At 72.6% G+C, this 24,385-nt stretch carries 20 protein-coding genes; 8 read left to right on the top strand and 12 right to left on the bottom strand.

Going from position 1 to position 24,385, the window contains the following annotated elements; genetic code table 11:
* Nucleotides 1–10: 10 nt before the first annotated feature.
* Nucleotides 11–1,048, top strand: a complete 1,038-nt coding sequence (locus tag ABZ887_RS27455) for a hypothetical protein (RefSeq protein ID WP_361294337.1) — start codon at nucleotides 11–13, stop codon at nucleotides 1,046–1,048.
* Nucleotides 1,049–1,135: 87 nt separating this feature from the next.
* The gene (locus tag ABZ887_RS27450) at nucleotides 1,136–1,678 is read left to right on the top strand and encodes a GNAT family protein (RefSeq protein WP_361294334.1); all 543 of its coding nucleotides are present in this window, start codon (nucleotides 1,136–1,138) and stop codon (nucleotides 1,676–1,678) included.
* 63 nt (nucleotides 1,679–1,741) lie between these two features.
* Here the strand turns inward: ABZ887_RS27450 and ABZ887_RS27445 are convergent, their stop codons facing one another.
* From ABZ887_RS27445 to ABZ887_RS27420, 6 genes are all read right to left on the bottom strand, one after another.
* On the bottom strand, nucleotides 1,742–2,956 hold the full coding sequence (locus ABZ887_RS27445; protein WP_361294609.1) for a glycosyltransferase: 1,215 nt from the start codon (nucleotides 2,954–2,956) through the stop codon (nucleotides 1,742–1,744).
* A gap of 311 nt (nucleotides 2,957–3,267) precedes the next feature.
* Nucleotides 3,268–4,425, bottom strand: a complete 1,158-nt coding sequence (locus ABZ887_RS27440) for a DUF6596 domain-containing protein (protein ID WP_361294606.1) — start codon at nucleotides 4,423–4,425, stop codon at nucleotides 3,268–3,270.
* Entirely contained in the window at nucleotides 4,425–4,841 is a 417-nt protein-coding gene (locus ABZ887_RS27435; RefSeq protein WP_361294331.1) for a YciI family protein, read from the bottom strand. Before ABZ887_RS27435 ends, ABZ887_RS27440 begins: the two co-directional genes overlap by 1 nt.
* Before the next feature lie 120 nt (nucleotides 4,842–4,961).
* Complete coding sequence (locus tag ABZ887_RS27430; RefSeq protein ID WP_361294328.1) at nucleotides 4,962–6,119, bottom strand: serine hydrolase domain-containing protein; 1,158 nt, start codon at nucleotides 6,117–6,119, stop codon at nucleotides 4,962–4,964.
* A gap of 93 nt (nucleotides 6,120–6,212) precedes the next feature.
* Nucleotides 6,213–8,006 carry a TIGR03767 family metallophosphoesterase gene (locus ABZ887_RS27425; protein WP_361294325.1) on the bottom strand — a complete coding sequence of 598 codons (1,794 nt, stop codon included), beginning with the start codon at nucleotides 8,004–8,006 and terminating at the stop codon, nucleotides 6,213–6,215.
* Between the two features lie 244 nt (nucleotides 8,007–8,250).
* The gene (locus tag ABZ887_RS27420; protein WP_361294318.1) at nucleotides 8,251–8,715 is read right to left on the bottom strand and encodes an NUDIX hydrolase; all 465 of its coding nucleotides are present in this window, start codon (nucleotides 8,713–8,715) and stop codon (nucleotides 8,251–8,253) included.
* Nucleotides 8,716–8,924: 209 nt separating this feature from the next.
* On the opposite strand from ABZ887_RS27420, the gene ABZ887_RS27415 reads away from it, so the two are divergent.
* Nucleotides 8,925–12,227, top strand: coding sequence for a S8 family serine peptidase (locus ABZ887_RS27415; RefSeq protein ID WP_361294315.1), 3,303 nt, complete (start codon nucleotides 8,925–8,927; stop codon nucleotides 12,225–12,227).
* A 54-nt stretch (nucleotides 12,228–12,281) separates the two neighbouring features.
* Here the strand turns inward: ABZ887_RS27415 and ABZ887_RS27410 are convergent, their stop codons facing one another.
* Nucleotides 12,282–13,082 (bottom strand): hypothetical protein, encoded by an 801-nt coding sequence (locus tag ABZ887_RS27410; RefSeq protein WP_361294312.1) that lies wholly within the window; start codon nucleotides 13,080–13,082, stop codon nucleotides 12,282–12,284.
* A 2-nt stretch (nucleotides 13,083–13,084) separates the two neighbouring features.
* Nucleotides 13,085–13,612 carry a sigma-70 family RNA polymerase sigma factor gene (locus ABZ887_RS27405; RefSeq protein ID WP_361294603.1) on the bottom strand — a complete coding sequence of 176 codons (528 nt, stop codon included), beginning with the start codon at nucleotides 13,610–13,612 and terminating at the stop codon, nucleotides 13,085–13,087.
* A gap of 298 nt (nucleotides 13,613–13,910) precedes the next feature.
* Between ABZ887_RS27405 and ABZ887_RS27400 the strand changes: the two genes are divergently transcribed.
* The 4 genes from ABZ887_RS27400 (at nucleotide 13,911) to ABZ887_RS27385 (ending at nucleotide 19,247) form a co-directional block, all read left to right on the top strand.
* Nucleotides 13,911–14,930, top strand: a complete 1,020-nt coding sequence (locus ABZ887_RS27400; RefSeq protein ID WP_361294309.1) for an aspartate-semialdehyde dehydrogenase — start codon at nucleotides 13,911–13,913, stop codon at nucleotides 14,928–14,930.
* A 158-nt stretch (nucleotides 14,931–15,088) separates the two neighbouring features.
* Nucleotides 15,089–15,877, top strand: a complete 789-nt coding sequence (locus tag ABZ887_RS27395; RefSeq protein ID WP_361294306.1) for a glucose 1-dehydrogenase — start codon at nucleotides 15,089–15,091, stop codon at nucleotides 15,875–15,877.
* Nucleotides 15,878–15,986: 109 nt separating this feature from the next.
* The gene (pepN, locus tag ABZ887_RS27390) at nucleotides 15,987–18,560 is read left to right on the top strand and encodes an aminopeptidase N (RefSeq protein WP_361294303.1); all 2,574 of its coding nucleotides are present in this window, start codon (nucleotides 15,987–15,989) and stop codon (nucleotides 18,558–18,560) included.
* A 228-nt stretch (nucleotides 18,561–18,788) separates the two neighbouring features.
* Nucleotides 18,789–19,247: a DUF5707 domain-containing protein gene (locus ABZ887_RS27385; protein ID WP_361294300.1), complete on the top strand. Its 459-nt coding sequence runs from the start codon at nucleotides 18,789–18,791 to the stop codon at nucleotides 19,245–19,247.
* A 5-nt stretch (nucleotides 19,248–19,252) separates the two neighbouring features.
* On the opposite strand, the gene ABZ887_RS27380 is transcribed toward ABZ887_RS27385, so the two are convergent.
* Nucleotides 19,253–20,752: an FAD-dependent monooxygenase gene (locus ABZ887_RS27380; RefSeq protein WP_361294297.1), complete on the bottom strand. Its 1,500-nt coding sequence runs from the start codon at nucleotides 20,750–20,752 to the stop codon at nucleotides 19,253–19,255.
* Nucleotides 20,753–20,936: 184 nt separating this feature from the next.
* Between ABZ887_RS27380 and ABZ887_RS27375 the strand changes: the two genes are divergently transcribed.
* Nucleotides 20,937–21,536: a TetR family transcriptional regulator gene (locus ABZ887_RS27375; RefSeq protein ID WP_361294294.1), complete on the top strand. Its 600-nt coding sequence runs from the start codon at nucleotides 20,937–20,939 to the stop codon at nucleotides 21,534–21,536.
* 109 nt (nucleotides 21,537–21,645) lie between these two features.
* Here ABZ887_RS27375 and ABZ887_RS27370 read toward each other — a convergent pair whose 3' ends face one another.
* The 3 genes from ABZ887_RS27370 to ABZ887_RS27360 form a co-directional block, all read right to left on the bottom strand.
* Complete coding sequence (locus tag ABZ887_RS27370; RefSeq protein ID WP_361294291.1) at nucleotides 21,646–21,909, bottom strand: hypothetical protein; 264 nt, start codon at nucleotides 21,907–21,909, stop codon at nucleotides 21,646–21,648.
* 93 nt (nucleotides 21,910–22,002) lie between these two features.
* Nucleotides 22,003–24,111, bottom strand: a complete 2,109-nt coding sequence (gene malQ / locus ABZ887_RS27365) for a 4-alpha-glucanotransferase (RefSeq protein WP_361294288.1) — start codon at nucleotides 24,109–24,111, stop codon at nucleotides 22,003–22,005.
* Nucleotides 24,112–24,309, bottom strand: a complete 198-nt coding sequence (locus ABZ887_RS27360) for a hypothetical protein (protein WP_361294600.1) — start codon at nucleotides 24,307–24,309, stop codon at nucleotides 24,112–24,114.
* Nucleotides 24,310–24,385: the final 76 nt, after the last annotated feature.

Here is a 24,385-nt window from a genome sequence, read left to right as displayed (position 1 = left end):
TCCCGAGGCCATGACCCACAACACCCCGCTCTCCCCCCGCCCCCTCCGCCACCTCTCCGACGTCCGCCGCCGGGTGCTGACGACGGCCCAGCTCCGCTCGCACGGCGTCGCGGCCACCGAGATCGCCGAGCAGTGCCGGCCGGGCGGCCCCTGGCAACAACTGCTGCCAGGCGTGGTGCTGCTCCACCCCGGACCGCCGACCAGCGAGGAACGCCTGCACGGGGCCCTGCTCTTCACGGCCCGCGAACCGGCCCCCGGCGTCCCGGCGCAGCCGACCCCGGACTCCCCGCACCGCCCGGTCTACGCGGACGCGATGATCACGGGCCTGGCCGCGCTGACCCTGCACGGCTTCTCCGCCACCCCGCCGCTGCTCTCCCTGGACCATGTCGACGTCCTGGTCCCGCGGATGCGCCGACTGCGCTCCACCTCCTACGTCCGCGTGCTCCGCACCCCGGCCCTGCCGGCCCCCGAGACGGTGACGGGCCTCCCGGTCGCCCCGGTCCCCCGCGCCCTCGCGGACGCGGTGGCGGACCTCACCGACGCGGAGGCCGTGCGGCGGCTGCTGACCGAGGCGGTGCGCGGCGGCCACTGCGAACCGGCGGCGGTGGTACGGGAGCTGACCCAGGCGAAGCTGCTCGCCCGCCCCCATGTGGTGGACGCCGTCGACTCCCTCGTCGCCGAGGGCCGGGCCATCGCGGAGGACCGCCTCTACCGGATGGTCCACGAGTACGGCCTCCCCGACCCGGTCTGGAACGTGGACCTGAGGCTGCCCGGCGGCCCCCACCTCGGCGGCCTCGACGCCTACTGGCCGGAGCACGCCGTCGCCGTCGAGCTCGACACCCGCGCACCCCGTCACGACGAGGACGCCCTGTGGTCCGAATACGCCCGCAAGCGGGAGCACTTGGAGCGCCTCGGCATCACGGTCGTGTACGTCACCCCGAAGAAGCTCCGGGACTCGGCGGAGCAGCAGGCGGCGGTGATCCGCACCGCCCTGATGGCATCCGACGACCGCGACCCGGCCGCGTATGTGGTGGTGCTGCCCCGGTAGGCGGGGAACGCGCAGTGGAGGGGCCGCCGGTTCGGAGGGGGACCGACGGCCCCTCCGCCGTGCCCGGCGGCGGCTAATGTGACGGCGGTGAGCGACGAAGCCCCCGTGATACTGCGCCCCGCCCGTGCGGACGACCTCCCCCTGCTGGAGCGGTTTCTCTTCGACCCCGAGGCGGCGAGCCACTTCCAGTGGTTCGGCTGGCGGGACCCCGACCGCTTCCGGCGCCGCTTCGCGGAGAACGGTCTGCTCGGGTCGGACGGCGGCCAGCTGATCGTCGACACCGACGGCGGCGCCGCGTCCGGCGGCCCGTTCGGCTTCGTGTCCTGGCACAGGCAGACGACCGGCCCCACGTCGTACTGCTGGAGCGCCGGCATCGCCCTGGCGCCGGATGCCCGTGGCCGGGGCATCGGCACCCGCGCCCAGCTCCTGCTCGTCCGCTACCTGTTCGCCCACACCCCGGTGGAGCGGATCCAGGCCGAAACCGATGCGGAGAACATCGCCGAGCAACGCGCCCTGGAGAAGGCCGGCTTCACCCGCGAGGGCGTGCTGCGCTCCCTCGTCTTCCGGGACGGCCGCTGGCGGGACTCCGTCCTCTACGGCGTCCTGCGCGACGACCCGCTGCCCGGCTAGCCGACGCCCACGTCCCGCCCCGCCCGCGCCTGGTCGCGGCGGGCGAGGCGGACCGGCGGGGTACTACTGCCCGCTGACGCCCGGACGCAGTTCGTCGCGGACGTCGTCGCCGACGACGTGGGCGAGGAGGTCGGCGTACGCGGCGATCATCCGGGTACGGCTGAACCGCTCGCGGCTCGCCGCCAGCGCCGGGGCGAAGAGCTCCCGGTCGGCCACCGCCGCCGACCAGGCGAAGGCGATCGCGTCGGGGTCGAAGGGCGTCACGAACCCGTGTCCCTCGACGATCGACGCGCTGTCGCCGACGTCCGTCGTGACCGGGACGGCGCCGCACATCATGCCCTCGATGAGGCAGAGCGGTGCGGCCTCGCCGGAGGCGGAGGTGAGGGCGACGACGTCGGAGCCGGCGTAGACGGTCTCCATGTCGTGCCGTACGCCGAGCAGGTGCAGGCGGTCGCCGAGGGCGGCCCGGTCGGCGCCGAAGGCGACCTCGATGTCGGCCCAGAGGGCGGGGTTGTCCTCGGTCATCCCGGCCCCGCACATGACGACGTGGCCGCCGCCCTCGCGGGCCAGCCAGGCCCTGGCCGCCCGCAGGAAGAGCGGCACGTTCTTCATGCCGGCGTACCGGGCGGCGAAGACGACCACGGGGGTGTCGGGGGCGGTGGCGGGGATGCCGAGGGACTCCCGGAAGGCGAACCGCAGCGCCGCGTCCGGCCGGAAGCGGAGCAGGTCGACGCCGTTGGGGATCACGTGCAGCAGCTCGCCGGGGATCCCGGCGGCCTCGTACGCGTCCCGGGTGGACTCGGCGCAGCACACGCACGCGACCACGGTGCCGTCCGCGATGGCGGCCTTGAGCTCGTCCAGCGCCTGGCCCTGGTTCTCCGGGTCGGACCGGTGCAGGCAGACGACGACGGGGCGGCGGGGCAGTCCGGCCTGGTTGAGCAGCGCGAGCGGCTGCTCCTTCAACGACAGGATGACGTCCGCGCCGGCCATGGCCCGCGCCGTATCGGCCAGCTCGGGCCCGCTGAAAACCGACGCGGCGACGGTGCCGTCGACGAGGCCGGCGGTGCGGCCCAGCGACGTCACCTCGACGCCACCGGCCGTAAGCGCGCGGTAACAGGCGTCGTCCTCCATGCGCTGCGTGGTGGCTTCTCGGTGGACCTCACCGTGCAGACTGAGCACCCGATGCCACTGCTGTCCGCCCTCTACCAGGCCCAGCAGCACATCACTGTGCACGATCCGGGCTCCCCCGGAGAAAAAACCCTCGTAGACCGAGAGCACACGAAGTCCGAGCCGAGCGCCCACACGAACACCTGCCTTGCACCAGATCGAGCCATCCCCGGGATCCGCGGGTTAGCCGATATGAGGCGGTACGGACGTTTCATTCGGATGAACGGAGTGTCTCGTCTCGAAGTCGGCTGCGTTTACAGGGCGAGCGCCGGAGCCACGGTCGGCAACATCATTCCACTTCCCCCGTGGACACCCTTCTGACCTGCGCTTTCACAAGAGCATCCGCATCGCCCGCGCCCTCCGGACGAGGGCGGCCGACGGCAAAAAAAACGGCAAGCGGGTCACCCGGACGCACGACGATGTCACCTGCCGCGGTCGGCGGCGAGCTGTGCGTTGAGGCGTGCGGCACGGCGGGTCAGGTGGTCGCGTTCGGCGAGGTTCGGGGCCTTGCCGGCCGCCTCGGCGTACAGGCGTGCCGCGGTCGCCCGGTCACCGTCGCGTTCGTGCAGGTGGGCGGCGACCGCGGTGTACCGGGGCAGGGCGGCGTCCAGCTCGGCGAGTGCGGCGAGACCGGCGCGGGGGCCGTCCGCCTCGCCGACGGCGACCGCGCGGTTGAGCCGGACGACCGGGCTGTCGGTGAGGCCCGCGAGTTCGTCGTACCACTCGACGATCTGCACCCAGTCGGTGTCCTCGGCGGTGGGCGCGTCCGCGTGCAGGGCGGCGATGGCGGCCTGGGCCTGGAACTCGCCGAGGCGGTCGCGGGCGAGGGCCGCCTGGAGGATCCCGACGCCCTCGGCGACCAGGCGGGTGTCCCATCGGCTCCGGTCCTGCTCGGCGAGGGGCACCAGGCTGCCGTCGGGTGCGGTCCGGGCCGCGCGCCGGGCGTGGTGCAGCAGCATCAGGGCGAGCAGCCCGGCCGCCTCGGGGTGGTCGATCGCGGCCGCGAGCTGCCGGGTGAGCCGGATGGCCTCGGCGCTGAGGTCGACGTCACCGCAGTAGCCCTCGTTGAAGACCAGGTAGAGGACGCGCAGCACGGTGGCGACGTCCCCGGGCCGGTCGAGGCGGACGCCGGAGACGGTGCGCTTGGCACGGCTGATCCGCTGGGCCATGGTCGCCTCGGGCACCAGGTAGGCCCGGGCGATCTGGCGGGTGGTGAGGCCGCCGACGGCGCGCAGGGTGAGCGCGACCGCGGCGGAGGGGGTGAGGGAGGGGTGGGCGCAGAGGAAGTAGAGCCGGAGGGTGTCGTCGGCCGCGGGGACCGGGCCGGGCGTCGGCTCCTCGTCCACGCGGTCCTCGCGCCGGCGGCGGGCGGTGTCCGCGCGGGTCGCGTCGAGGAACCGCCGCCAGGCCACGGTGACCAGCCAGCCCTTCGGGTCCCGCGGCGGGTCGGCGGGCCAGACACGGACCGCCTCGACCAGTGCCTCCTGCACGGCGTCCTCGGCCGCCGCGAAGTCGGCTCCGCGGCGGACGAGGACGGTGAGCACGCTCGGGGTGAGGCTCCTGAGCAGGACCTCGTCCATCAGTGGCACGAGTCCTCGGCGTTGGGCGGCGCGGCCAGGAACGGGCGCACCTCCAGCCACTCGTGGATCGGCCGCCCGCCCGCCCCGGGAGCGGCCGACAGTTCACCGGCCAGCTCCACGGCGCGCTCCTGGCTGTCGACGTCGATCACCATCCAGCCGGCGATGAGGTCCTTGGTCTCGGCGAACGGGCCGTCGGTGACCGGCGGGCGCCCCTCGCCGTCGTACCGGACCCACATCCCCTCGGGGGCGAGGGCCTGGCCGTCGACGAACTCACCGGACTTCTCCAGCCGGGCCGCGAAGTCCTGCATGTACCGCACGTGGGCCGAGATCTCCTCCGGCGTCCACCGGTCCATGGGCACGTCCTCGGCCGGGGCCGGGGCGCCGCGGTAGTGCTTCAGCAGCAGGTACTTGGCCATCGTGGTTCTCCTCGGTGCCGGTACGGCCCATTGTGGCCGCCTTCACCCCGGGGACGGAGCCGGCCACGGGTTCTCGACATCACGGCCCAAGATTTTTTTCCGGGATCGGGCGGCCGGTGCTCAGCCGCCGCAGAACTCCGCCACGACCACCGCGTCCTTGTCGCCGGTCCAGTCGGCGTTGAAGTTGAGGGCCAGGGCGTGGCGGCCGTCGGGGGTGGTGGCCGCGACGGAGGAGGAGCCGTGGATGCCGCCGTCGTGGCCCCAGACGTGGACGCCGCAGGGGAGGGTGGCGTCGATCAGGCCGAGGCCGTACGCGCTGTTGGGATCGCCGGGGACGGGGGTGGTGGTCTTCATCTCCTTCAGCTGGCGCGGGGGCAGCAGCCTGCCGCTCAGAAGGGCTTCGTAGAAGCGGGTCAGGTCGGCGGAGGTGGAGATCATCTCGCCGGCGGAGGAGGCCATGGAGGGGTTGAGGGCGGTGACGTCGTAGGTGGGGCCCGTCGTGGTCTCGGCGAGTTTCGAGTAGGCGCGGCTGCTCGGGCGCGGCAGCGTGGTGCGGGTGCCGGGGAGGGAGGTGCCGGTCAGGTGGAGGGGCCTGATCACCCGGTCGGTGATCTCCCGGGCGTACGAGTGGCCGGTCACCGCCTTGATCACCATGCCGGCGAGCACGTAGTTGGTGTTCGAGTAGGCCCAGCTGGTGCCCGGGGCGAAGGCGGGCTGGTGCTTCGTCGCGATCGCCACCAGCCCGGCGGGCGTCAGCGTGTCGTAGCGGTGCGCGAAGAAGCCGTCCTTCAGGAAGTACGTGCGGCCGAAGCCCTCGTCCGCGGTGTAGTTGAAGAGGCCGCTGGTGTGGTTGAGGAGCTGCCGGACGGTGATGCGGCGGCCGTCGTTCCCGTGGCCGGCGACCACGCCCGGCAGCCACCTGTCCACGGTGTCGTCGAGGGACAGCCGGCCCTCCGCCTCCAGCTGGAGCAGGACCGTGGCCACGAAGGTCTTCGTGATGCTGCCGACCCGGTAGCGGTCGGCCGCGGACCGCGGGGCACCGGTGCGGGTGTCGCCCACCCCGGCCGTCGCCGACCAGGTGGAGCGGGCGTCCCGGACGGTGACCGTCGCCCCGGGGACACCGCCCTCGATCGCGGCCTCGATCGCCTTGCGGGTGGCCCGGTGGCCGGCCTCGGCCGCCGTCGGCGCCGGCCCGGCCGGGGCCGCCAGTGCCGGTCCCGCGAGCGCTGCCGACAGGGCCAGGGCGGTCGCCGCCACCAGCGTCGTACGTACGGACATGTCTCTCCCCCAGTGGAGTCGTCGTACTCGGTCGGGGGGAGGGACACCGTCCTGATCGACGAGGTTGCCCGGCTTGGGCCGGTTGACCGATTTTCAGCCCTTCTTGAGGACCAGTTCCGTGTTCCGGTCCGTCGGATTGCCGCCCAGGACCTTGCTGGAACCGGGGGCGTTGAAGGCCAGTTCGCGGTAGAGGGCGGCGAGGCCGGTCTGGGAGAGGTCGGAGAAGTCCGTGCGGTGCGGGGCGGCCGACTCGATGAGGGTGGTGAAGAGGGAGATCGTGCCGTCCTTGTTGTCCGCCAGTTCGACGACCCGGGCGAGCTGGGGGTAGTCGACGTGCGAGGCGGTGGTGACCTCCCAGAAGGAGTTGCCGTTCGAGGCCTTGTGCGGGGTGATGAGGTTGCGGTGGATGTGGCCGTTCACCCAGGCCAGCACGTTGGCGTGGCGGTTGAGCAGGGTGACCAGCTCGGCGCCGGTGTGGCGGCCGTCGCTCGGGTGGGCCGGGTCGGGGCGGGTGTTGGTCATCGTCTGGCTGGTGTGGTGGCTGAAGACGACCGCGTAGGAGTCCTTGTTCTCCTTCAGGGTCTTCTCCAGCCAGGCCAGTTGGGCCGTTCCGATCGATCCGTCGTAGTGGCCGCCCGCGTCCGTCGTGTCGAGGCTGATGCCGATGACGTCGTCGGAGATACGGAAGGCGTAGTACTGGGTGCCCGCGGCCACGTTGGCGCTGGAGTAGCCGTGGCCGACCGGGCCGAGGCCCTGGTAGGCCGGGTCCAGGTGGGCCTTGAGGTACTCCGCGGAGGTGTACGGGGCGCGCTTCTCGTCGGCGGTGACCGAGCGCATCGACCGGGCGTGCGCCTTCAGGAAGTCGCGGTAGCCGCTGCCCTTGGGGTCCTTGGCGGCGCGGATGGAGTCCTGGAGCTTCTTGGCCTCGGCGTCGGTCACCGTCATCAGCTTCTTGCCGCCGATCGCGGCCGCGGCGAGCCAGGGGTCGGCGTGCGAGCCGAAGCAGCCGAGCGGCAGGGCGTCGTGGTTGCCGACCGTGGAGTACCAGGGCAGGTTCAGGCCGGGGCTCTTCACCTCGCGGATCGCGGCGGCCAGGTAGCCGGCGAGGTGCGGGAAGCCGAGCGCCTTGTCGCCGTCGCGGACGGTGGAGGAGGCCTGCCAGTACAGCTTGAGGCCGCTGTTCTGGACGCCCTCGTAGTGCTTGGGGTCACCGGTGTTGGGGGTGATCCGGCCGCCGCTCATCACCTTCATGAACCACTCCAGCTCGGAGTGGGCGTTGTTGTCGGTGTTGTCGCCGGTGGTCATCACGAAGTGCAGCGGCGAGCCGGTGACCGGGGCGCCGCGCAGCGCGTTGACCCGCTCGACGAGCGAGATGGCGCCGGGCACGGTGAGCGCCTCGTGCGGGCGCCAGCCGTGCGGGTCGTGGGCGCGCAGGAACTCCAGGCGCAGCGGGTGCTGGACGTCCATCAGGTGCAGGTCGGTGAACTGCACGAACGCGGCGAGCGCGGTACGGCGGCCGGCGCGGCCGGACCTGGCGGCGGCCAGGTCGGAGCGCACCACGCGCGACCAGCCGGCGCCGTCGCCGAGCCGCCGGTAGCCGGAGCTGGTGCGGGGCGCGGCGACGGAGGCGAGGGTGGTGCCCTTGGTGTAGGGGGCGAGGGGGGCCGCGGCGGCCTGGCGGCCCTCGGCGACCGGCTGCTGCTCCTCGGCCGCGGGGGCGGCGGGAGTGGCGGGGGCGGCCTCGCTGCCGGTGGGGCGCAGGGCCAGTCCGACGCCTGCGGAGAGCGAGACGGCTCCGGCGGCGGCGAGCACGGTACGGCGGTTGATCTCCAGTGCCTCGCGGCCCTTGAGGGCCGCGGAGGTGGCGACAGAGCGTATGCGCGACATGGCGCGATCTCCCCGAGTACGAACGCGTCGGCAGTGGTCACGGGCGATCGCTTCCGCGAACTTCCCGCTCACTTTGGATCGTTGGCACCGGGGATGACCTGCGCGTGAACGCGGCGGCAACGCGCAGCGCCGATCACCGTACGTGGATCAGGCGAGGTGGGGACCGGCCATGGAGCGGATTGCGGGCGTCCGGGGGCCGGTCACTCCGCGTTCATCTGCCGGGGTAGGGGAGGGTCTCCGGCCCTTACGACTGCTCTTCCGCGAACCGCCCGGCCGCCGGCTTCTCCCGCCACAGCCGCAGGGCGACGTCGACCAGCCGGATGTGCCTCAGGTCCGGCACGGCGTCCAGGTCGTGCCAGGCGGCCATGTCGGTGGAGCCGTCGACCTCGTTGCGCAGTTCGCCGCCGACGACCTCGCCGGTGTAGACGATCCGCACGCCGTGGTGGTCGGTGGCGGGGCGCCGCAGGCCCGCGCGGGGGAAGCGGAGGCGGTTGGAGTCGATGCCGAGCAGGCCGGTCACCTCGATGCGGTAGCCGGTCTCCTCCATGAGTTCACGGCGGACCGTGTCGTACGGGTCCTCGCCGTGCTCCATGCCGCCGCCGGGCAGGACCCACTCGGGGGTGCCGTCGTCGGCCGGTGACCGGGCGAGCAGGACCTGACCGTCACGGACACACACGGCGTAGGCCGCCACCCTGAGCTTCTCTCGCACGTCGGCACGGTAGGGCCCCGGGCGGGCGGCGGCCAACGGGATTTCCTCCCACAGCAAGGACACAGATAGGGGGTTTTCCCCATACGTTCATATCGATTCGGTCAACGTTCCCAAAAGGCCGTTCCCTTGGGTAAAGCTGTGCGCCTACGCGCCGGACATGACCATGTCCAGCCGCTCCACGCTCGTTCCTTTACCTACAAGGGATGCAGATGACCCTCACCCCCCAGCACGACCCGATACCGGGCCACAGACGCCTGGGCCGGTTGGCCCTCGCCGTCGGTGTCGTGGCCGCGCTCTCCGCCGCCGGGCCGCTGCCCCTGGCCGCCGCGGCCCCGGCCACCGCCGCCACCGCCGCCGACCCCGGCGTCAAGTCCGCCCACGACAAGCTCGGTTCGGACGACGCGGCCCTGCTCGCCGAGGCCAAGTCCGACGGCACCAAGAGCGTCACGATGATGATCGCGACCGCGCCGGGGCAGACCGAGCAGGTCGCCGAGGAACTGGACGCGGTCAAGGGCGGCCTGGTGGGCCGTACGTACGACAAGCTCGGTTACGTCCGGGCCACCGTCCCCACCGGGCGGGCGGACTCGGCGATCGCGGCCGCCGCGAAGCTGTCCTCGGTGCACGCGATCGACCTGCGCCAGGAGATCCAGCTCGACGACCCGACGGCGAGCGGGAGCAGCTCCAACGCCAAGGCGTCCAAGACCACTTACTCGGCGCCGAACAAGAACACCCCCGCCGTGAACCCCTACAACCCCTCCTTCGAGACGGGCGCCGTCGACTTCGTCAAGGAGCACCCGAAGGCGGACGGCCGGGGCATCACCATCGGCATCCTGGACTCCGGCGTGGACCTCGGCCACCCGGCGCTGCAGAAGACCACCACCGGCGAGCGGAAGATCGTCGACTGGGTGACCTCGACCGACCCGGTCAACGACGGCGACGGCACCTGGCGGCGGATGACCGTCGCGGCCGCCGGCCCGGCGTTCTCCATCACCACGGCCAGCCAGGGCACCGAGACGTTCAAGGCGCCCGCGGGTTCGTACAAGTTCAACTACATGTACGAGTCCGCCACCGCCGGTGGCGACATGAAGGGCGACCTGAACCGCGACGGCGACACGACCGACGCCTGGGGTGTGCTGTACGACCCGGCCTCCGGCACCGTGCGCGTCGACAGCAACGACAACCTGGACTTCACCGACGACGTGCCGATGAAGCCGTACAAGGACGGCTACCAGATCGGCTACTTCGGCACGGACGACCCGGCCACGGACGTCGTCGAGCGCATCCCGTTCGTGGTCGAGATCCGCAAGGACGTCGTCTACAACGCGTCCGGCGCGAAGGCCGACTACGTCAACATCGGCGTCATCGAGTCCGAGCACGGCACCCACGTCGCCGGCATCACCGCCGCCAACGGCCTGTTCGGCGGCAAGATGAACGGCGCGGCCCCGGGCGCGAAGATCGTCTCGTCCCGGGCCTGCACCTGGACCGGCGGCTGCACCAACGTCGCCCTCACCGAGGGCATGATCGACCTGGTCACCAACCGGGGCGTCGACATCGTCAACATGTCGATCGGCGGCCTCCCGGCGCTGAACGACGGCAACAACGCCCGTGCCGAGCTGTACACGCGGCTCATCGACACCTACGGCGTGCAGCTCGTGATCTCGGCCGGGAACTCCGGCCCGGGTGCGAACACCATCGGCGACCCCGGCCTGGCCGACAAGGTGATCTCGGTCGGCGCGGCCATCTCCAAGGAGACCTGGGCGGCCAACTACGGCTCCCAGGTGACCACCAAGTACCAGCTGCTCCCCTTCTCCTCGCGCGGCCCGCGTGAGGACGGCGGCTTCACGCCGACCCTGGTCGCCCCGGGCGCCGCGATCAACACCACCCAGACCTGGCTGCCGGGCGCCCCGGTCGCCGAGGCGGGCTACTCGCTGCCGGCCGGCTACTCCATGCTCCAGGGCACCTCGATGGCCTCCCCGCAGGCGGCGGGCGCGAGCGCGCTGCTGCTGAGCGCGGCCAAGGAGAAGGGCATCGCCCTCTCCCCCGCCGACCTGCGCACGGCGCTGACGTCGACCGCCCACCACATCAAGGGCGTCCAGGCGTACGAGGAGGGCGCGGGCCGGATCGACATCGTCGACGCGTGGGAGTCCATCCGCGACCACGCCACCGCCCACGAGTACACCGTGAAGGCGCCCGTCGACACCGCGATCGACTCCGCGCTGAAGACCCCGGGCTACGGCACCGGGCTGTACGACCGCGAGGGCGGCCTCAAGGTCCGGCAGAAGAAGACGTACGACGTCACCATCACCCGCACCTCCGGCGCGGACAAGGCGATCCGGCACGAGCTGCGCTTCGAGAACAACGCCGGGCACACCTTCAAGATCCTCGGGTCCGACGAGGTGACGCTGCCGCTGAACCAGCCGGTGACGGTCAAGGTGCAGGCGAAGCCGAGGAGTTCGGGCATCAAGTCCGCGATCCTGGAGGTCGACGACCCGCGTACCGAGGGTGTCGACAAGCAGATCCTGACGACCGTCGTGGTGTCGTCCCCCGTCGACTACACCTACTCGGCGTCGAGTTCGGTGCAGCGCAACAGCTCCACGTCGTACTTCGTGACCGTGCCGGAGGGTGCCAGGACCCTCGAGGTCGCGATGAGCGGGCTCGCCGACAAGAGCCAGACGCGGTTCATCGCCATCCACCCGTACGGCGTCCCGGTCGAGAACACCGGCACCCCGTACTGCTACAACAACTACCTGGACGGCAACGGCTGCAAGCCCGACGTGCGGTCGTACGCCGACCCGCAGGCCGGGGTCTGGGAGATCGAGGTCGAGTCGCGCCGCACCTCGCCGCTGCTCGACAACCCGTACAAGCTGGACGTCACCGTGCTCGGCGCGGCCTTCGACCCGGAGACGGTGACCGTCCCCGAGGCCAAGGTCGGCACCCCGGTCACCGCCTCCTGGAAGGTGACCAACGAGTTCGCCGCCCTCGACGGCAAGCTGACCGGCGGCCCGCTCGGCTCCTCGAAGACCACCCGCCCGGCCATCAAGGAGGGCGAGACCCAGACGACGACGGTGACCGTGCCGGCGGGCGCGACCTCGCTGGACGTGGCGATCGGCAACGTGTCGGACACCTCGGCCGACCTGGACCTGACGGTGTACGACGCGTCCGGCACGCAGGTCGCGCAGTCCGCCGACGGCGACTCGGAGGAGGCCGTCTCCATCGCCTCGCCGGCCGCCGGGACCTACACGATCGAGGTCGTGGGCTACTCGGTCCCGGCCGGCTCCACCGACTACGACTACCGGGACGTGTTCTTCTCCCCCGCGCTCGGTTCCGTCACCGTCGACGGGACCACGCCGGTGAAGCTCGGCACGGGTGCCTCGGCCACGGTGACCGGCCAGGTCACGGCGGCCGCGGCGGCCCCCGAGGGACGTGAGTTCTTCGGGCAGGTCCAGCTGGTCAACGCGCACGGCACGGCCGCGGGCACCGGCAGCGTGAAGATCGAGAAGGTCACGCCGTAGGCGACTGCGGTGCTGGGGGGGCGGGCGTCCTGCAGGGCGCCCGCCCCTTCGCTTTCACTTCCGGCAGGTCAGGGTGCGCGACTCGGGCAGGTCCCGGACGATCCAGGACCGCTCCCGGGCGATCTCCGACTCCCCGACCGCGTACCGGTCGGGCACCTGCTGCCCGACCGTGATGCCGACCAGCAGGCGGGCGCCCGTGCGGACCCGGGCGTCGGTGCCGTCCTCGAAGAGGAACTCCACCTCCTCGGCGGTCTTCGCCGGCTTGTAGGCGTGGGTCACGCGCAGGGTGACGCGCTCCGTGCCGGAGTCCGCGACCTGCCGCACCCCGGTGACCGTGCCCTCCACGACCAGCCGGGCGCAGGCGAGGTAGCCGGGGCCGGCGGCCTGCTCCTTGCCGCCCTGGCCGGCCGTGCCCGACACGCCGCTGGCGGCCTTGTCGGAACTGGCACCGCTCGACATGGCGCTCGAACCGCCGTTGGCCGCGAGCCAGCCGATGCCGAACACGGCCCCGGCGAACGCGGCCGCGAGGGCACCGGCGAACCCGAGGGCCCGGACGCCGGGGTGCTGCCAGGGGCGGCGGCGCCGGGCCGGCCGGGGGTGCGGCCGGGGCGTGGCGGGCGGTGGCTCGGCAAGGGTGTCGCCGATGATCCCGAGCTGTTCGCGCAGGAGCGCCAGGTCGGCGGTGGCGGCGCGGTGCTCGGCCATGAAGGCGGGGTCGGCGCGCCGCTCGTCGGAGAGCGGCTCGTCCATGAGGACGGCGAACAGGCCGTCGGTCTCCTCCTCGCCCCGGCCGTCGTACCGCTCGCGGGCGTCCCAGGCATCCCGGGCGTCGTGGTCGTCGTGTTCGGCGGTCATGCTCACACCACCTCGTCCTCGTGCAGGCGGGCGCGCAGGGCCCGTACCGCCGTGTGCAGGCGGCTCTTGACCGTGCCCTCGGGGATGCCCAGTTCCTCGGCTATCCCGCGGACCGGCAGGTCGGCGTAGAAACGCAGGACGAGGATCTGGCGCTGGGCGTCCGGAAGTTCGTCCAGGCCGCGGGCGACGGCGACGGAGAGCAGCCGGGTGTCCTCGCCCAGGGCGTGGTCGGGCTGGCGGAGGGAGGCGAGCCGTTCGCCGAGCCGTTCCTGGCGGCGCTTGGCGCGGTGCCAGTCCATGGCGAGGTGGGAGGCGACGACCGCCGCCCACGCCGACACGTCCCGCGGCGCCTCCTGGCCGCCGGCCGCCCGCTCCAGCAACCGCAGGCGTACCTGCTGTACCCCGTCCAGCAGGTCCGCCTGCGGTACGCCGCCCAGCGCGAGCACCGCACGCACCCGGCGCTCCTGGTCCGCGTCCAGAGGGTCACCGTGCTGGTCCCCCTGGGCGCGGCGGGCCTTTCTGCGCAGCACAACCCACCCCCTCACCGCGTTTCTCCTACGACGCCGCAGTCCCCGGAAACGTTCGGCCGACTTCCCGGAAATCTTCTCCGAGGCGTACGTCACACCGGCGCGCGGCGCAGCACAGCTTGCGGCACGACGGCCAAGTGGAGGTAATTTCTGCAGCTCAGCGTGGGTGCGGGCGGGAGTTCCACGGGGCGGCTGGTCCAGTCGGTGAGCATGGCGGGGAAAGAATTGGACAGGTGGACCCGGGTCGGCCGCATGATGGAAAGGCCGCAGACACAGGTCAACGTATGCAGAGGGAGTCGCCGTGAGGGTCGGAATCGTCGGAGCCACCGGTCAGGTCGGCACGGTCATGCGCAGGATCCTCGCGGAGCGGAACTTCCCCGTCACCCAGCTGCGCCTGTTCGCCTCGGCCCGCTCGGCCGGGACCGTGCTCGACGGTGTGACGGTGGAGGACGCGGCGACCGCCGACTACACCGGCCTGGACATCGTGCTGTTCTCGGCGGGCGGGGCCACCTCGAAGGCGCTCGCGGAGAAGGTCGCCGCGCAGGGTGCCGTCGTGATCGACAACTCCTCCGCCTGGCGCAAGGACCCCGAGGTCCCGCTGGTCGTCTCCGAGGTGAACCCGCACGCGATCGCGAACCGCCCGAAGGGCATCATCGCCAACCCGAACTGCACCACGATGGCCGCGATGCCGGTCCTGAAGGTGCTGGACGCGGAGGCGGGCCTGGAGGCGCTGGTCGCCACCACCTACCAGGCGGTGTCCGGCTCCGGTGTCGCGGGCGTGGCGGAGCTGCACGGGCAGGTGCAGAAGGTCGCCGCCGACGCGGACAAGCTCACCCACGACGGCACGGCGGTCGACTTTCCGGAGCCGCAGGTCTACAAGCGGCCCATCGCCTTCAACGTCCTGCCCTTCGCCGGCAACCTCGTCGACGACGGTCTGAACGAGACCGACGAGGAGCAGAAGCTGCGCAACGAGTCCCGCAAGATCCTGGAGCTTCCCGACCTCAAGGTCTCCGGCACCTGTGTCCGCGTCCCGGTGTTCTCCGGGCACTCCCTCCAGGTCAACGCCCGGTTCGCCCGCCCGATCTCCCCGGAGCGCGCGACCGAGCTGCTCGCCGACGCGCCCGGCGTCGAGCTGTCCGACATCCCCACCCCGCTGCAGGCGGCCGGCCGGGACCCGTCGTACGTCGGCCGGATCCGCCGCGACGAGACGGTGGAGAACGGCCTCGCGCTCTTCGTCTCCAACGACAACCTCCGCAAGGGGGCTGCGCTCAACGCCGTGCAGATCGCTGAGCTGGTGGCGGAAGAGCTGGCTGGCAAGTAGGGGGCCGGGCGCCTCAGGGGGTGCCGCGTTCTGCCGTCGGGCGAGTGCGGCGCCGTCCTGGCTGGTCGCGCCCACGCGGCGGAGCCGCATATCGGCACAGCCCCGCGCCCCTAACGGGGCGCTGATGCTCACGTTCGTTTTCCAGGGGGCCACCACACATGAGCGACACCCAGCCTGCCTGCGGCACCTCACGCCTCCTCGACGGCAAGGTCGCCATGATCACCGGGGCGTCCAGTGGGATCGGGGCGGCCGCGGCGCGGCTGTTCGCCCGTGAGGGGGCCGCCGTCGTGGTCACCGCCCGGCGGGCGGAGCGGCTGGAGTCGCTCGTCGAGGAGATCCGCGGCTCCGGCGGGCGGGCACTCGCCGTGCCCGGGGACGTCGCCGCCGAGGACGACGTCGAGCGGGTCGTGCGCACGGCCGTCGACGCCTTCGGCCGGCTCGACTGCGCCTTCAACAACGCCGGGTTCGGCACCGCCGGCACCGACCTGCACGAGACCGGTCGGGACGTCTACGAGCAGACCATGGACGTCAACGTGCGCGGCGTCTGGAACTGCCTGCGCTCCCAGGTCCCCGTGATGCTCCGCGACGGCGGCGGCACGATCGTCAACACCTCCAGCGTCGCGGGGCAGCGGGCCACCGGGGCCTCGGCCGCGTACGTGGCCGCCAAGCACGCCGTCCTCGGGCTCACCCGGGCCGCCGCGGCCGAGTACGGGAAGCGCGGCATCCGCGTCAACGCGCTGGTGGTGGGCAGCACACTCACCGAGATGATGGACCGGGTCGTCCGTGAGCTGCCCGAGCTGGGCAGGCAGTTCGAGCAGGAGACGCTGCAGAAGCGGATGGCCGACCCCGCCGAGGTGGCCCAGGCGGCGCTCTGGCTGTGCAGCGACCGGTCCTCCTTCGTCACCGGCGCGGCCGTCCCCGTCGACGGGGGCACGACGGCCGTCTGAGGCGGCCCCGGGCCTGCGACCGCGCGATCTCTGGGGTTTTCCCTCGTCGCCCTCGTCCCCGCTCCCGTGGAAGGATGGCGCAACCCACACATAACGAGGAGATGACCGCGTGCCTGGCACAAACCTGACTCGCGAAGAGGCACAGCAGCGGGCGAAGCTGCTCACCGTTGACTCGTACGAGATCGATCTCGACCTCTCCGGCGCGCAGGAGGGCGGTACCTACCGGTCCGTGACCACGGTGCGCTTCGACGTCGCCGAACCCGGCGCCGCGTCCTTCGTCGACCTGGTGGCCCCCGCGGTCCACGAGGTCACCCTGAACGGTGATCCGCTGGACCCCGCCGAGGTCTTCGCGGACTCCCGGATCGCGCTGCCCGGCCTGCTGGAGGGCCCCAACGTCCTCCGTGTCGTCGCCGACTGCGCGTACACGAACACGGGTGAGGGTCTGCACCGGTTCGTCGACCCCGTCGACGAGCAGGCCTACCTCTACACCCAGTTCGAGGTGCCGGACGCCCGCCGGGTCTTCGCCTCCTTCGAGCAGCCGGACCTGAAGGCGACCTTCCAGTTCACGGTCAAAGCGCCCTCCGGCTGGACCGTGATCTCCAACTCGCCGACGCCCGAGCCCAAGGACGACCTCTGGGTCTTCGAGCCGACGCCGCGCATCTCGTCGTACATCACCGCGCTGATCGTCGGCCCGTACCACTCCGTGCACAGCGTGTACGAGAAGGACGGCCAGAGCGTTCCGCTGGGCATCTACTGCCGCCCGTCGCTCGCCGAGTTCCTCGACTCGGACGCGATCTTCGAGGTGACCCGGCAGGGCTTCGACTGGTTCCAGGAGAAGTTCGACTACGCGTACCCGTTCACCAAGTACGACCAGCTCTTCGTGCCGGAGTTCAACGCGGGCGCGATGGAGAACGCGGGCGCGGTGACCATCCGCGACCAGTACGTCTTCCGGTCCAAGGTGACCGACGCGGCGTACGAGACGCGCGCCGAGACCATCCTGCACGAGCTGGCCCACATGTGGTTCGGCGACCTGGTCACCATGGAGTGGTGGAACGACCTGTGGCTGAACGAGTCGTTCGCCACCTACACCTCCATCGCCTGCCAGGCGTACGCCCCCGGGTCGCGCTGGCCGCACTCGTGGACAACGTTCGCCAACTCCATGAAGACCTGGGCGTACCGGCAGGACCAGCTGCCCTCCACGCACCCGATCATGGCCGAGATCCGCGACCTGGACGACGTGCTCGTCAACTTCGACGGCATCACGTACGCCAAGGGCGCGTCCGTCCTGAAGCAGCTCGTCGCCTACGTCGGCATGGACGAGTTCTTCAAGGGCGTGCAGGCGTACTTCAAGCGGCACGCGTTCGGCAACACGCGCCTGTCCGACCTGCTGGGCGCCCTGGAGGAGACCTCCGGCCGTGACCTGAGCACCTGGTCGCAGAAGTGGCTGCAGACGGCCGGCATCAACATCCTGCGCCCGGAGGTGGAGACGGACGCCGACGGTGTCATCACCTCCTTCGCCATCCGCCAGGAGGCCCCGGCGCTGCCCGCCGGCGCCAAGGGCGAGCCCACCCTGCGTCCGCACCGGATCGCGATCGGCCTGTACGACCTCGACGAGGCGACCGGCAAGCTGGTCCGCACCGACCGGATCGAGCTGGACGTGGACGGCGAGCTGACGGCCGTTCCGCAGCTGGCCGGCCGCGCCCGCCCGGCGGTGTTCCTGCTCAACGACGACGACCTGTCGTACGCCAAGGTCCGCCTCGACGAGGAGTCCCTGCGCTTCGTCACCGAGCACCTCGGCGACTTCGAGTCCTCGCTGCCGCGCGCCCTGTGCTGGGCGTCCGCCTGGGACATGACCCGGGACGCGGAACTCCCCACCCGCGCGTACCTGTCCCTCGTGCTGTCCGGCATCGGCAAGGAGTCGGACATCGGTGTCGTCCAGTCCCTGCACCGCCAGGTGAAGCTGGCCGTCGAGCTGTACGCCGACCCGGCCGCCCGTGAGGCCCTGCTCACCCGCTGGACCGACGCGACGCTGGCCCACCTGCGGTCCGCCGCGCCCGCGAGCGACCACCAGCTGGCCTGGGCGCGCGCCTTCGCGGCCACCGCCCGCACACCGGAGCAGCTGGACCTGCTCGAAGGCCTGCTGGACGGCACCCACACCATCGAGGGCCTGGCCGTCGACACCGAACTGCGCTGGGCGTTCGTGGAGCGGCTGGCCGCGGTCGGCCGCTTCGACGAGGCGGAGATCGCGGGCGAGTACCAGCGGGACAGGACGGCCGCCGGCGAGCGGCACGCGGCCACCGCCCGCGCGGCCCGCCCGACCGAGGAGGCGAAGGCGGAGGCCTGGGCGTCGGTCATCGACTCCGACAAGCTGCCGAACGCCGTGCAGGAGGCGGTGATCGGCGGCTTCGTCCAGACCGACCAGCGTGAGCTGCTGGCGCCCTACACCGACAGGTACTTCGAGATCCTGAAGTCGGTGTGGGACGCCCGTTCGCACGAGATCGCCCAGCAGATCGCGATCGGCCTCTACCCGTCCCTGCAGGTCTCCCAGGAGACCCTGGCCAAGACGGACACCTGGCTGGCCGCGGCCCAGCCGAACGCGGCCCTGGCCCGGCTCGTCTCGGAGTCCCGCGCGGGCGTCGAGCGCGCCCTGAAGGCCCAGGCGGCGGACGCGGCCGCCGAGTAGGCGGTACGACGGCGGGGCAGTGGGGCGGTGGGGCACCTGGCGCGATCTGCGCCGGGCGCCCCACCTCACTCACGAAGTACCCATCACCTAGGACCAGTTGAGTATCCGTGCTCACGCCCGGGGCGGCTGCGCGTTGCGAGTATCGACGCAACGGCGCGGGAGAGAGCGCCGGGTCCCTTCGGCTCGGACGGTTCCGAGCCGGCCTGAGCCAGTTACGGAGAACTCGCCATGTCCCGTCGTATCGCCCTGTCCGTGGTCGCCGCTGTCGTCGTGCTCGGAGGGGCCGGGGCCTTCGCCCTCGCCTACGCCGGCGACCAGGAGCCGTCGCCCGCCCTCGCGCACAGCACCGTCCACTACACCGCCCCCGACGGCGGCCGGGACGGCTCGCTCTCCTTCACCACCGAGGTCACCGCGCCCTCCGGCGTCAAGAACCTGAAGGTGCTGGCCTGGCCGGAGAAGTCCGAGTTCGCGACGAAGCCGCTGACCGCCAAGGACATGGCCTCGGTGGAGTCGGCTACCTGCACCCCGGCCGGCGGCCACACAGTCCGCTGCGTCTACAAGGACACGGTGTCCGCCGCCGACGTCGCTTCCTCCACGCACGGCACCTGGCACATCGCCGTACTCGCCACGGCCAAGGACGGCCACACCACCCTCGACACCAAGGCCGCCGACTTCAGCCTGTCCTGAACCGGTCACCCGAGATGGGCGGCCAGCGCCTGCTCGATCTCCGGCGCCCGGGCGTCCTCGCCCGCCCAGGCCACGTATCCGTCGGGGCGCACCAGAACGGTCGTACGACGGCCGCTCCGCCACCGCGCCACGGCCAGCCGGTCGTCGCCGTACCGCGGGCCCCGGCCCGGGTCAGGGTCCGGGGTGACCAGGACGAACCGGCCGCCGCGCAGGGCCTCGTACAGGCGGCCGCCGCCGGCCAGGGCGAGGTCGGGGGCCCGGGTGCCGGTGAGACGGTGGGCGCCCCGTGGTGCGGGGTAGCGGTAGCCGATGCCGGTGATCTGGCCGACGATCCTGCGGCGGACCGGGCCGGCATGGCCCAGCGCGCGGATGAGGACGCTCCGCACCGCCAGCAGGGGGCCCTTGGCCATCGCGAGGCGGACGATTGCGCCGCTGCTGCGCAGGACCGACCTGCCGACCGGGTGGCGTTCGCCCTGGTAGGTGTCGAGCAGACCGGGGTCCGCGTGGCCGTGCAGCACGGCGGCGAGCTTCCAGCTCAGGTTGGCCGCGTCCTGCAGGCCGGTGTTCATGCCCTGGCCGCCGGCGGGGGTGTGCACGTGCGCCGCGTCGCCGGCCAGGAAGACCCGGCCGACCCGGTAGTTGGGCACCTGGCGTTCGTCGCTGTGGAAGCGGGACATCCAGCGGGCGTCGTGCATCCCGTAGTCCTTGCCGAGGGCCAGCCGGGTGATCTCCCTGACCTCGTCGAGGCCGACCGGCTCGTGGTCGGGGACGTCGCGGCCGCGGTGCCAGCAGATGACGCGGTAGTAGCCGTCGCCGAAGGGCGCCAGGAACGCGAACGCGTCGCCGACCGCGGCGGCCGTCAGCAGGGTCGCGGGCTTCTCGGCGAGCAGCACGTCGGCGAGGACGACGGACCGGATCGCCGACCGCCCCGGGAACGGCAGCCCGACCGCCTCCCGCACGGCACTGCGCATCCCGTCGGCGCCGACCACGTACGCGGCGCGCAGGTCCGCGCCGCCCCTGACGTGCACGGTGACCCCGTCCGCGTCCTGGGTCAGTCCGGTCACCTCGGACTCGTGGCGGAAGTCGACGCCCGCCTCGGCCGCCCGGCGCTCCAGCACCTTCTCGATCTCGTACTGCGGGAGGACGAGGACATGCCGGAAACGGGAGGGCAGGGTGGAGAGGTCGAGGGTGAGGCCGTCGAAGAGGTTGAGCCGGGCCAGGGGCCGGCCGACGGCTTCGAGTTCGTCGGCGAGGCCCCGCGCGTCGAGCTGCTCCAGGGCGCGGGCGTGCAGGGCGAAGGCGCGGGAGAGGTTGCTGATCTTGTGGGGGCGCTTTTCGAGGAGGGTGACCGGGACGCCTGCGGCGGCGAGGTCACCGGCCAGGAGAAGGCCGGTGGGGCCGGAGCCGACGACGATCACACGGGAGGTTCCGGAGCCGAGGGCGGGGGCTGGGGCGGGGGCCGGGGCCGGGCCGGTGGTTCCCGGGGTGCCAGTCGTGCCGTTCATGGGGGCCTCCTGGATGCCTGCACTCGTTTGCCGGCATTCATGTGCCGACACTCGTTTGCCAACGGATGTTTGCCAACGCTTGTTGACAAGCCTAGGTCGGACCGATTCCGCGGTCAACACTTGTTGGCCCACACTTGTTGGCCCACACTTGTTGGCCCACGCTCGTTGGCCTACGCTCGTTGGCATGACCGGCACCCCCAGTAGAAGCACGGATTCCGCGAGCGGCCCGGCGGCGCGCCGCTCCGACGCCAGCCGCTCCGCCATCCTGGCCGCCGCCCGCGAGCGCTTCGCCGCCGACGGCTACGAGCGCGCCACCATCCGCGCCATCGCCAAGGACGCCCACATCGATCCCTCGATGGTCATGCGCTACTTCGGCAGCAAGGACGGCCTCTTCGCGGCCGCCGTCACGCTCGACCTGCGGATGGCCGACGTGTCCCAGGTGCCGCCCACCGAGGTCGGGCGGGCGCTGGTGGGGCACTTCCTGGACATCTGGGAGGCGAACGAGGAGCTCACCGCGGTGCTGCGGGTCGCCGTCACCAACAAGGCGGGGGCCGAGCGCCTGCAGGGCATCTTCCGGGACCAGGTGGTGCCGGTGGCCCGGCGGGTGTGCCCGGACCCCGAGCAGGTGGCGACGCGGGCCGGGCTGTGCGCCGCGCAGCTGATGGGGCTCGCGCTGACCCGGTACGTGGTGCGGCTGCCGCCGGTCGTGGCGCTGGCCCGGGAGGAGATCGAGGCGTGGCTCGGACCGACCGTGCAGCGCTATCTGACCGCGCCGAGCCCCTGAGAACGACCCGCCGCCGGGAAACGCGCCGAGGGCGCAGGTCGGCTCCCGTACGTGCGGTACGTACGGAAGGCGACCGGCGCCCTCGGTGGAGAAGCGGGGGAAGCGGGTGTCAGGCCTTCGCCTTGGCCTTCGCGCTCGGCTTGGTGACCCGGACCTTGGACTTGTCCAGCACCATCACCAGACCGGCGATGACCGCGAACAGCACCAGCGGGGTCAGGACGTAGAGGCCCAGCGTCTGGACGACGCTCAGGCCCGGGCCGGGGTCGTCACCGTCGTCACGCGTGAGCGCGAGGGCGGGCGACGACATGAGCAGCATCATCAGCGTCGTACCGGCAGCCAGGGCGCCGGCGCGCAGGGCGTTCTTCTTGTCCACGAACCCAAAGTTAGCGGGCCGACTTGGGGGGCGCGCGTCCGGGGGTACCTGTACGGGCCGCCGCGGGCTGCGGCGGGCTGCGGCGGCCCGTACTCACGCCGTGGACGGGCGGTCGGTGTGCAGGGTCCGGAACAGCGCGCGCACCCGCTCCGAGGCCGTCAGTTCCTCCAGGGTCACCGGGCGGCCCTTGGCGTCGGCGATCGGGAGGCGCCAGTTCGGGTACTGGTCCCAGGTGCCGGGGAGGTTCTGGGGGCGGCGGTCGCCGACGGTGTCCGGGAGCCAGACGCCGATCATGCGGGCCGGGGTGCGGAGCAGGAAGCGGTGCACGGCCCGGATCTCGGCCTCCTCGTCGCCGGTGTCGGCGGCGGCGAGCAGGCCGAGGCGGGTCAGCAGGGCCAGCCACTCCGCGGTGTCGGCCACCGCTTCGGCCCGTTCCTCCGCCAGCGGGCGGGTGAGCAGGCCGAGCCGGTCGCGGAGTTCGACGTGTTCGCCGGTGAGGCGGGCCGCGGTGGGCGGCAGGTCGTGGGTGGTGGCGGTGGCGAGGCAGTCGGCGCGCCAGCGGGCCGGGGGCAGCGGGCGGCCGTCGCCGTCCCAGTCCCGTTCGAACCAGAGCACGGACGTGCCGAACACCCCGTGCCGCTCCAGCGTCTCGCGCACCCCGGGCTCCACGGTGCCGAGGTCCTCCCCGATCACCACCGCTCCGGCCCGGGTCGCCTCCAGGGCCAGCAGGGCCAGCATGGCCTCGGCGTCGTAGCGGACGTACGTGCCCTCGGTGGGCGGGCTGCCCTGCGGCACCCACCACAGCCGGAACAGGCCCATCACGTGGTCGATGCGCAGGGCTCCGGCGTACCGGAAGAGGGCGCGCAGGAGTTCGCGGAACGGGGCGTGGCCGGAGGCGGCGAGGCGGTCCGGGCGCCAGGGCGGCAGGCCCCAGTCCTGGCCGCGGGCGTTGAAGGCGTCGGGCGGGGCGCCGACGGACATCCCGGCGGCGAAGTGGTCCTGCTGGGCCCAGGCGTCGGCGCCCGCCGGGTGCACGCCCACGGCGAGGTCGTGCACGATCCCGACCGACATGCCGGCCTCGCGGGCGGCGCGCTGGGCGGCGGTGAGCTGGGTGACGGTGAGCCAGGCGAGCCGGGAGTGGAAGCCGACCCGGTCGGCCAGCTCGGCGCGGGCGCGGGCGGTCTCCGGTGAGCGGGGGTCGCGCAGTTCCGCCGGCCAGCGGTGCCAGTCGGAGCCGTGCCGCTCGGCGAGCGCGTACCAGGTGGCGTGGTCCTCCAGGGCCTGCCCCTCCGCGGCGCGGAAGGCGTCGTAGGCGGCCTGCCGGCCGGGGGCGAGCGGTGCGGCGGCGGCCTTCTCCAGCGCCTCCCGCTTCAGCTCCCACACGGCGTCCCGGTCGATGAGGGCGCCCTGGTCGAGGACGGCGGAACGCAGGGCTTCGGCACGGTCCGTGACGGCGGCACGGTCCGTGACGGCGCCGGTGGCGGTGCCGGGACCCGTGGCGGTGTCCTCGGCGCACTCGGTGTACTCGGCGTACTCGGGTACGGCCTCCGGGCGCAGGTGGACCGGGTCGGGGAAGCGGCGGGAGGAGGGGCGGTAGGGGGACGGGTCGGTCGGCGCCCCGGGTACGGCCGCGTGCAACGGGTTGACCTGGACGAACCCGGCGCCCGCGGTGCGTCCGGCCCAGTCGGCCAGCTCGGCGAGGTCCCCGAGGTCGCCCATGCCCCAGGAGCGGCGGGACAGGAGCGAGTAGAGCTGGACGAGGATCCCGTACGAGCGGGTGGCGGGGGTGGGCAGCCGCTCGGGGGCGACGACCAGGTGAGCGCGGGCGGTGCGGCCGTCGGGGGCGGCGGCGGTCAGCAGATGCACCCCGAGCGGCAGACCCTCCACATCGCTCCGGCTCTCCCCGTCCTCCGTCCGCACCTCCAGGCGGGTGCCGGCGGGCAGGCCGAGGGCGATCTCGCCGGTGCCCGCCCAGTGGACGACCGTCGGCGGCAGCAGCCGTTCGGCGAGTTCCCGTTCCCGGTCGGCGAGGGCGGTGCGGACGGCGTCCGGGGTGCTCGCGTCGACGCCCAGGGCGCCCAGGGCGGCGGTCACAGCACCGGGCGAGGCGGCGACGGTGCGGTCCGGGGCGGGACTGTAGGAGGTGGCGACGCCGTGCAGCTCCGCGAGCCGGCGCAGCCCCGGGTCCAGGGCTTCGTTCATCTACAACCCCGGCTCGCTGGTCAGCGGCGCCGCGTCGGCGAGCGGCGGTTCGCTGGTGAGGGGCTCGGCGTCGGGCAGCGGCGGCTCACTGGTCAGCGGGGCCTGCGCGCAGGCACTCTCGGCGCTGAACCCGCACAGGTGGGGCTCCTCCGCGGTCTCCACCGGGGGTTTGGACTGGGCCGGGATCGGATGATGCACCGTTGCGGCCACGGCGGCCTCCTCGTCACGACGTCGGGTACGGCGGCGATTGCCGGGTCAGAGCAGGCCTACCCCG

It is taken from the genome of Streptomyces sp. NPDC047061 (assembly GCF_040643955.1).
Lineage (GTDB): Bacteria > Actinomycetota > Actinomycetes > Streptomycetales > Streptomycetaceae > Streptomyces.
This window is presented reverse-complemented; position numbering and strand designations above follow the sequence as displayed.

Excerpts from the sequence above, each read along its gene's own strand:
- ABZ887_RS27430 (WP_361294328.1), bottom strand. The coding sequence starts at position 6,119 with ATGTCCGTACGTACGACGCTGGTGGCGGCGACCGCCCTGGCCCTGTCG.
- ABZ887_RS27440 (WP_361294606.1), bottom strand. The coding sequence starts at position 4,425 with ATGGACGAGGTCCTGCTCAGGAGCCTCACCCCGAGCGTGCTCACCGTC.
- ABZ887_RS27435 (WP_361294331.1), bottom strand. The coding sequence starts at position 4,841 with ATGGCCAAGTACCTGCTGCTGAAGCACTACCGCGGCGCCCCGGCCCCG.
- ABZ887_RS27375 (WP_361294294.1), top strand. The coding sequence starts at position 20,937 with ATGACCGGCACCCCCAGTAGAAGCACGGATTCCGCGAGCGGCCCGGCG.
- ABZ887_RS27385 (WP_361294300.1), top strand. The coding sequence starts at position 18,789 with ATGTCCCGTCGTATCGCCCTGTCCGTGGTCGCCGCTGTCGTCGTGCTC.
- ABZ887_RS27410 (WP_361294312.1), bottom strand. The coding sequence starts at position 13,082 with ATGACCGCCGAACACGACGACCACGACGCCCGGGATGCCTGGGACGCC.
- ABZ887_RS27415 (WP_361294315.1), top strand. The coding sequence starts at position 8,925 with ATGACCCTCACCCCCCAGCACGACCCGATACCGGGCCACAGACGCCTG.
- ABZ887_RS27395 (WP_361294306.1), top strand. The coding sequence starts at position 15,089 with ATGAGCGACACCCAGCCTGCCTGCGGCACCTCACGCCTCCTCGACGGC.
- ABZ887_RS27380 (WP_361294297.1), bottom strand. The coding sequence starts at position 20,752 with ATGAACGGCACGACTGGCACCCCGGGAACCACCGGCCCGGCCCCGGCC.
- malQ (WP_361294288.1), bottom strand. The coding sequence starts at position 24,111 with ATGAACGAAGCCCTGGACCCGGGGCTGCGCCGGCTCGCGGAGCTGCAC.
- ABZ887_RS27455 (WP_361294337.1), top strand. The coding sequence starts at position 11 with ATGACCCACAACACCCCGCTCTCCCCCCGCCCCCTCCGCCACCTCTCC.
- ABZ887_RS27425 (WP_361294325.1), bottom strand. The coding sequence starts at position 8,006 with ATGTCGCGCATACGCTCTGTCGCCACCTCCGCGGCCCTCAAGGGCCGC.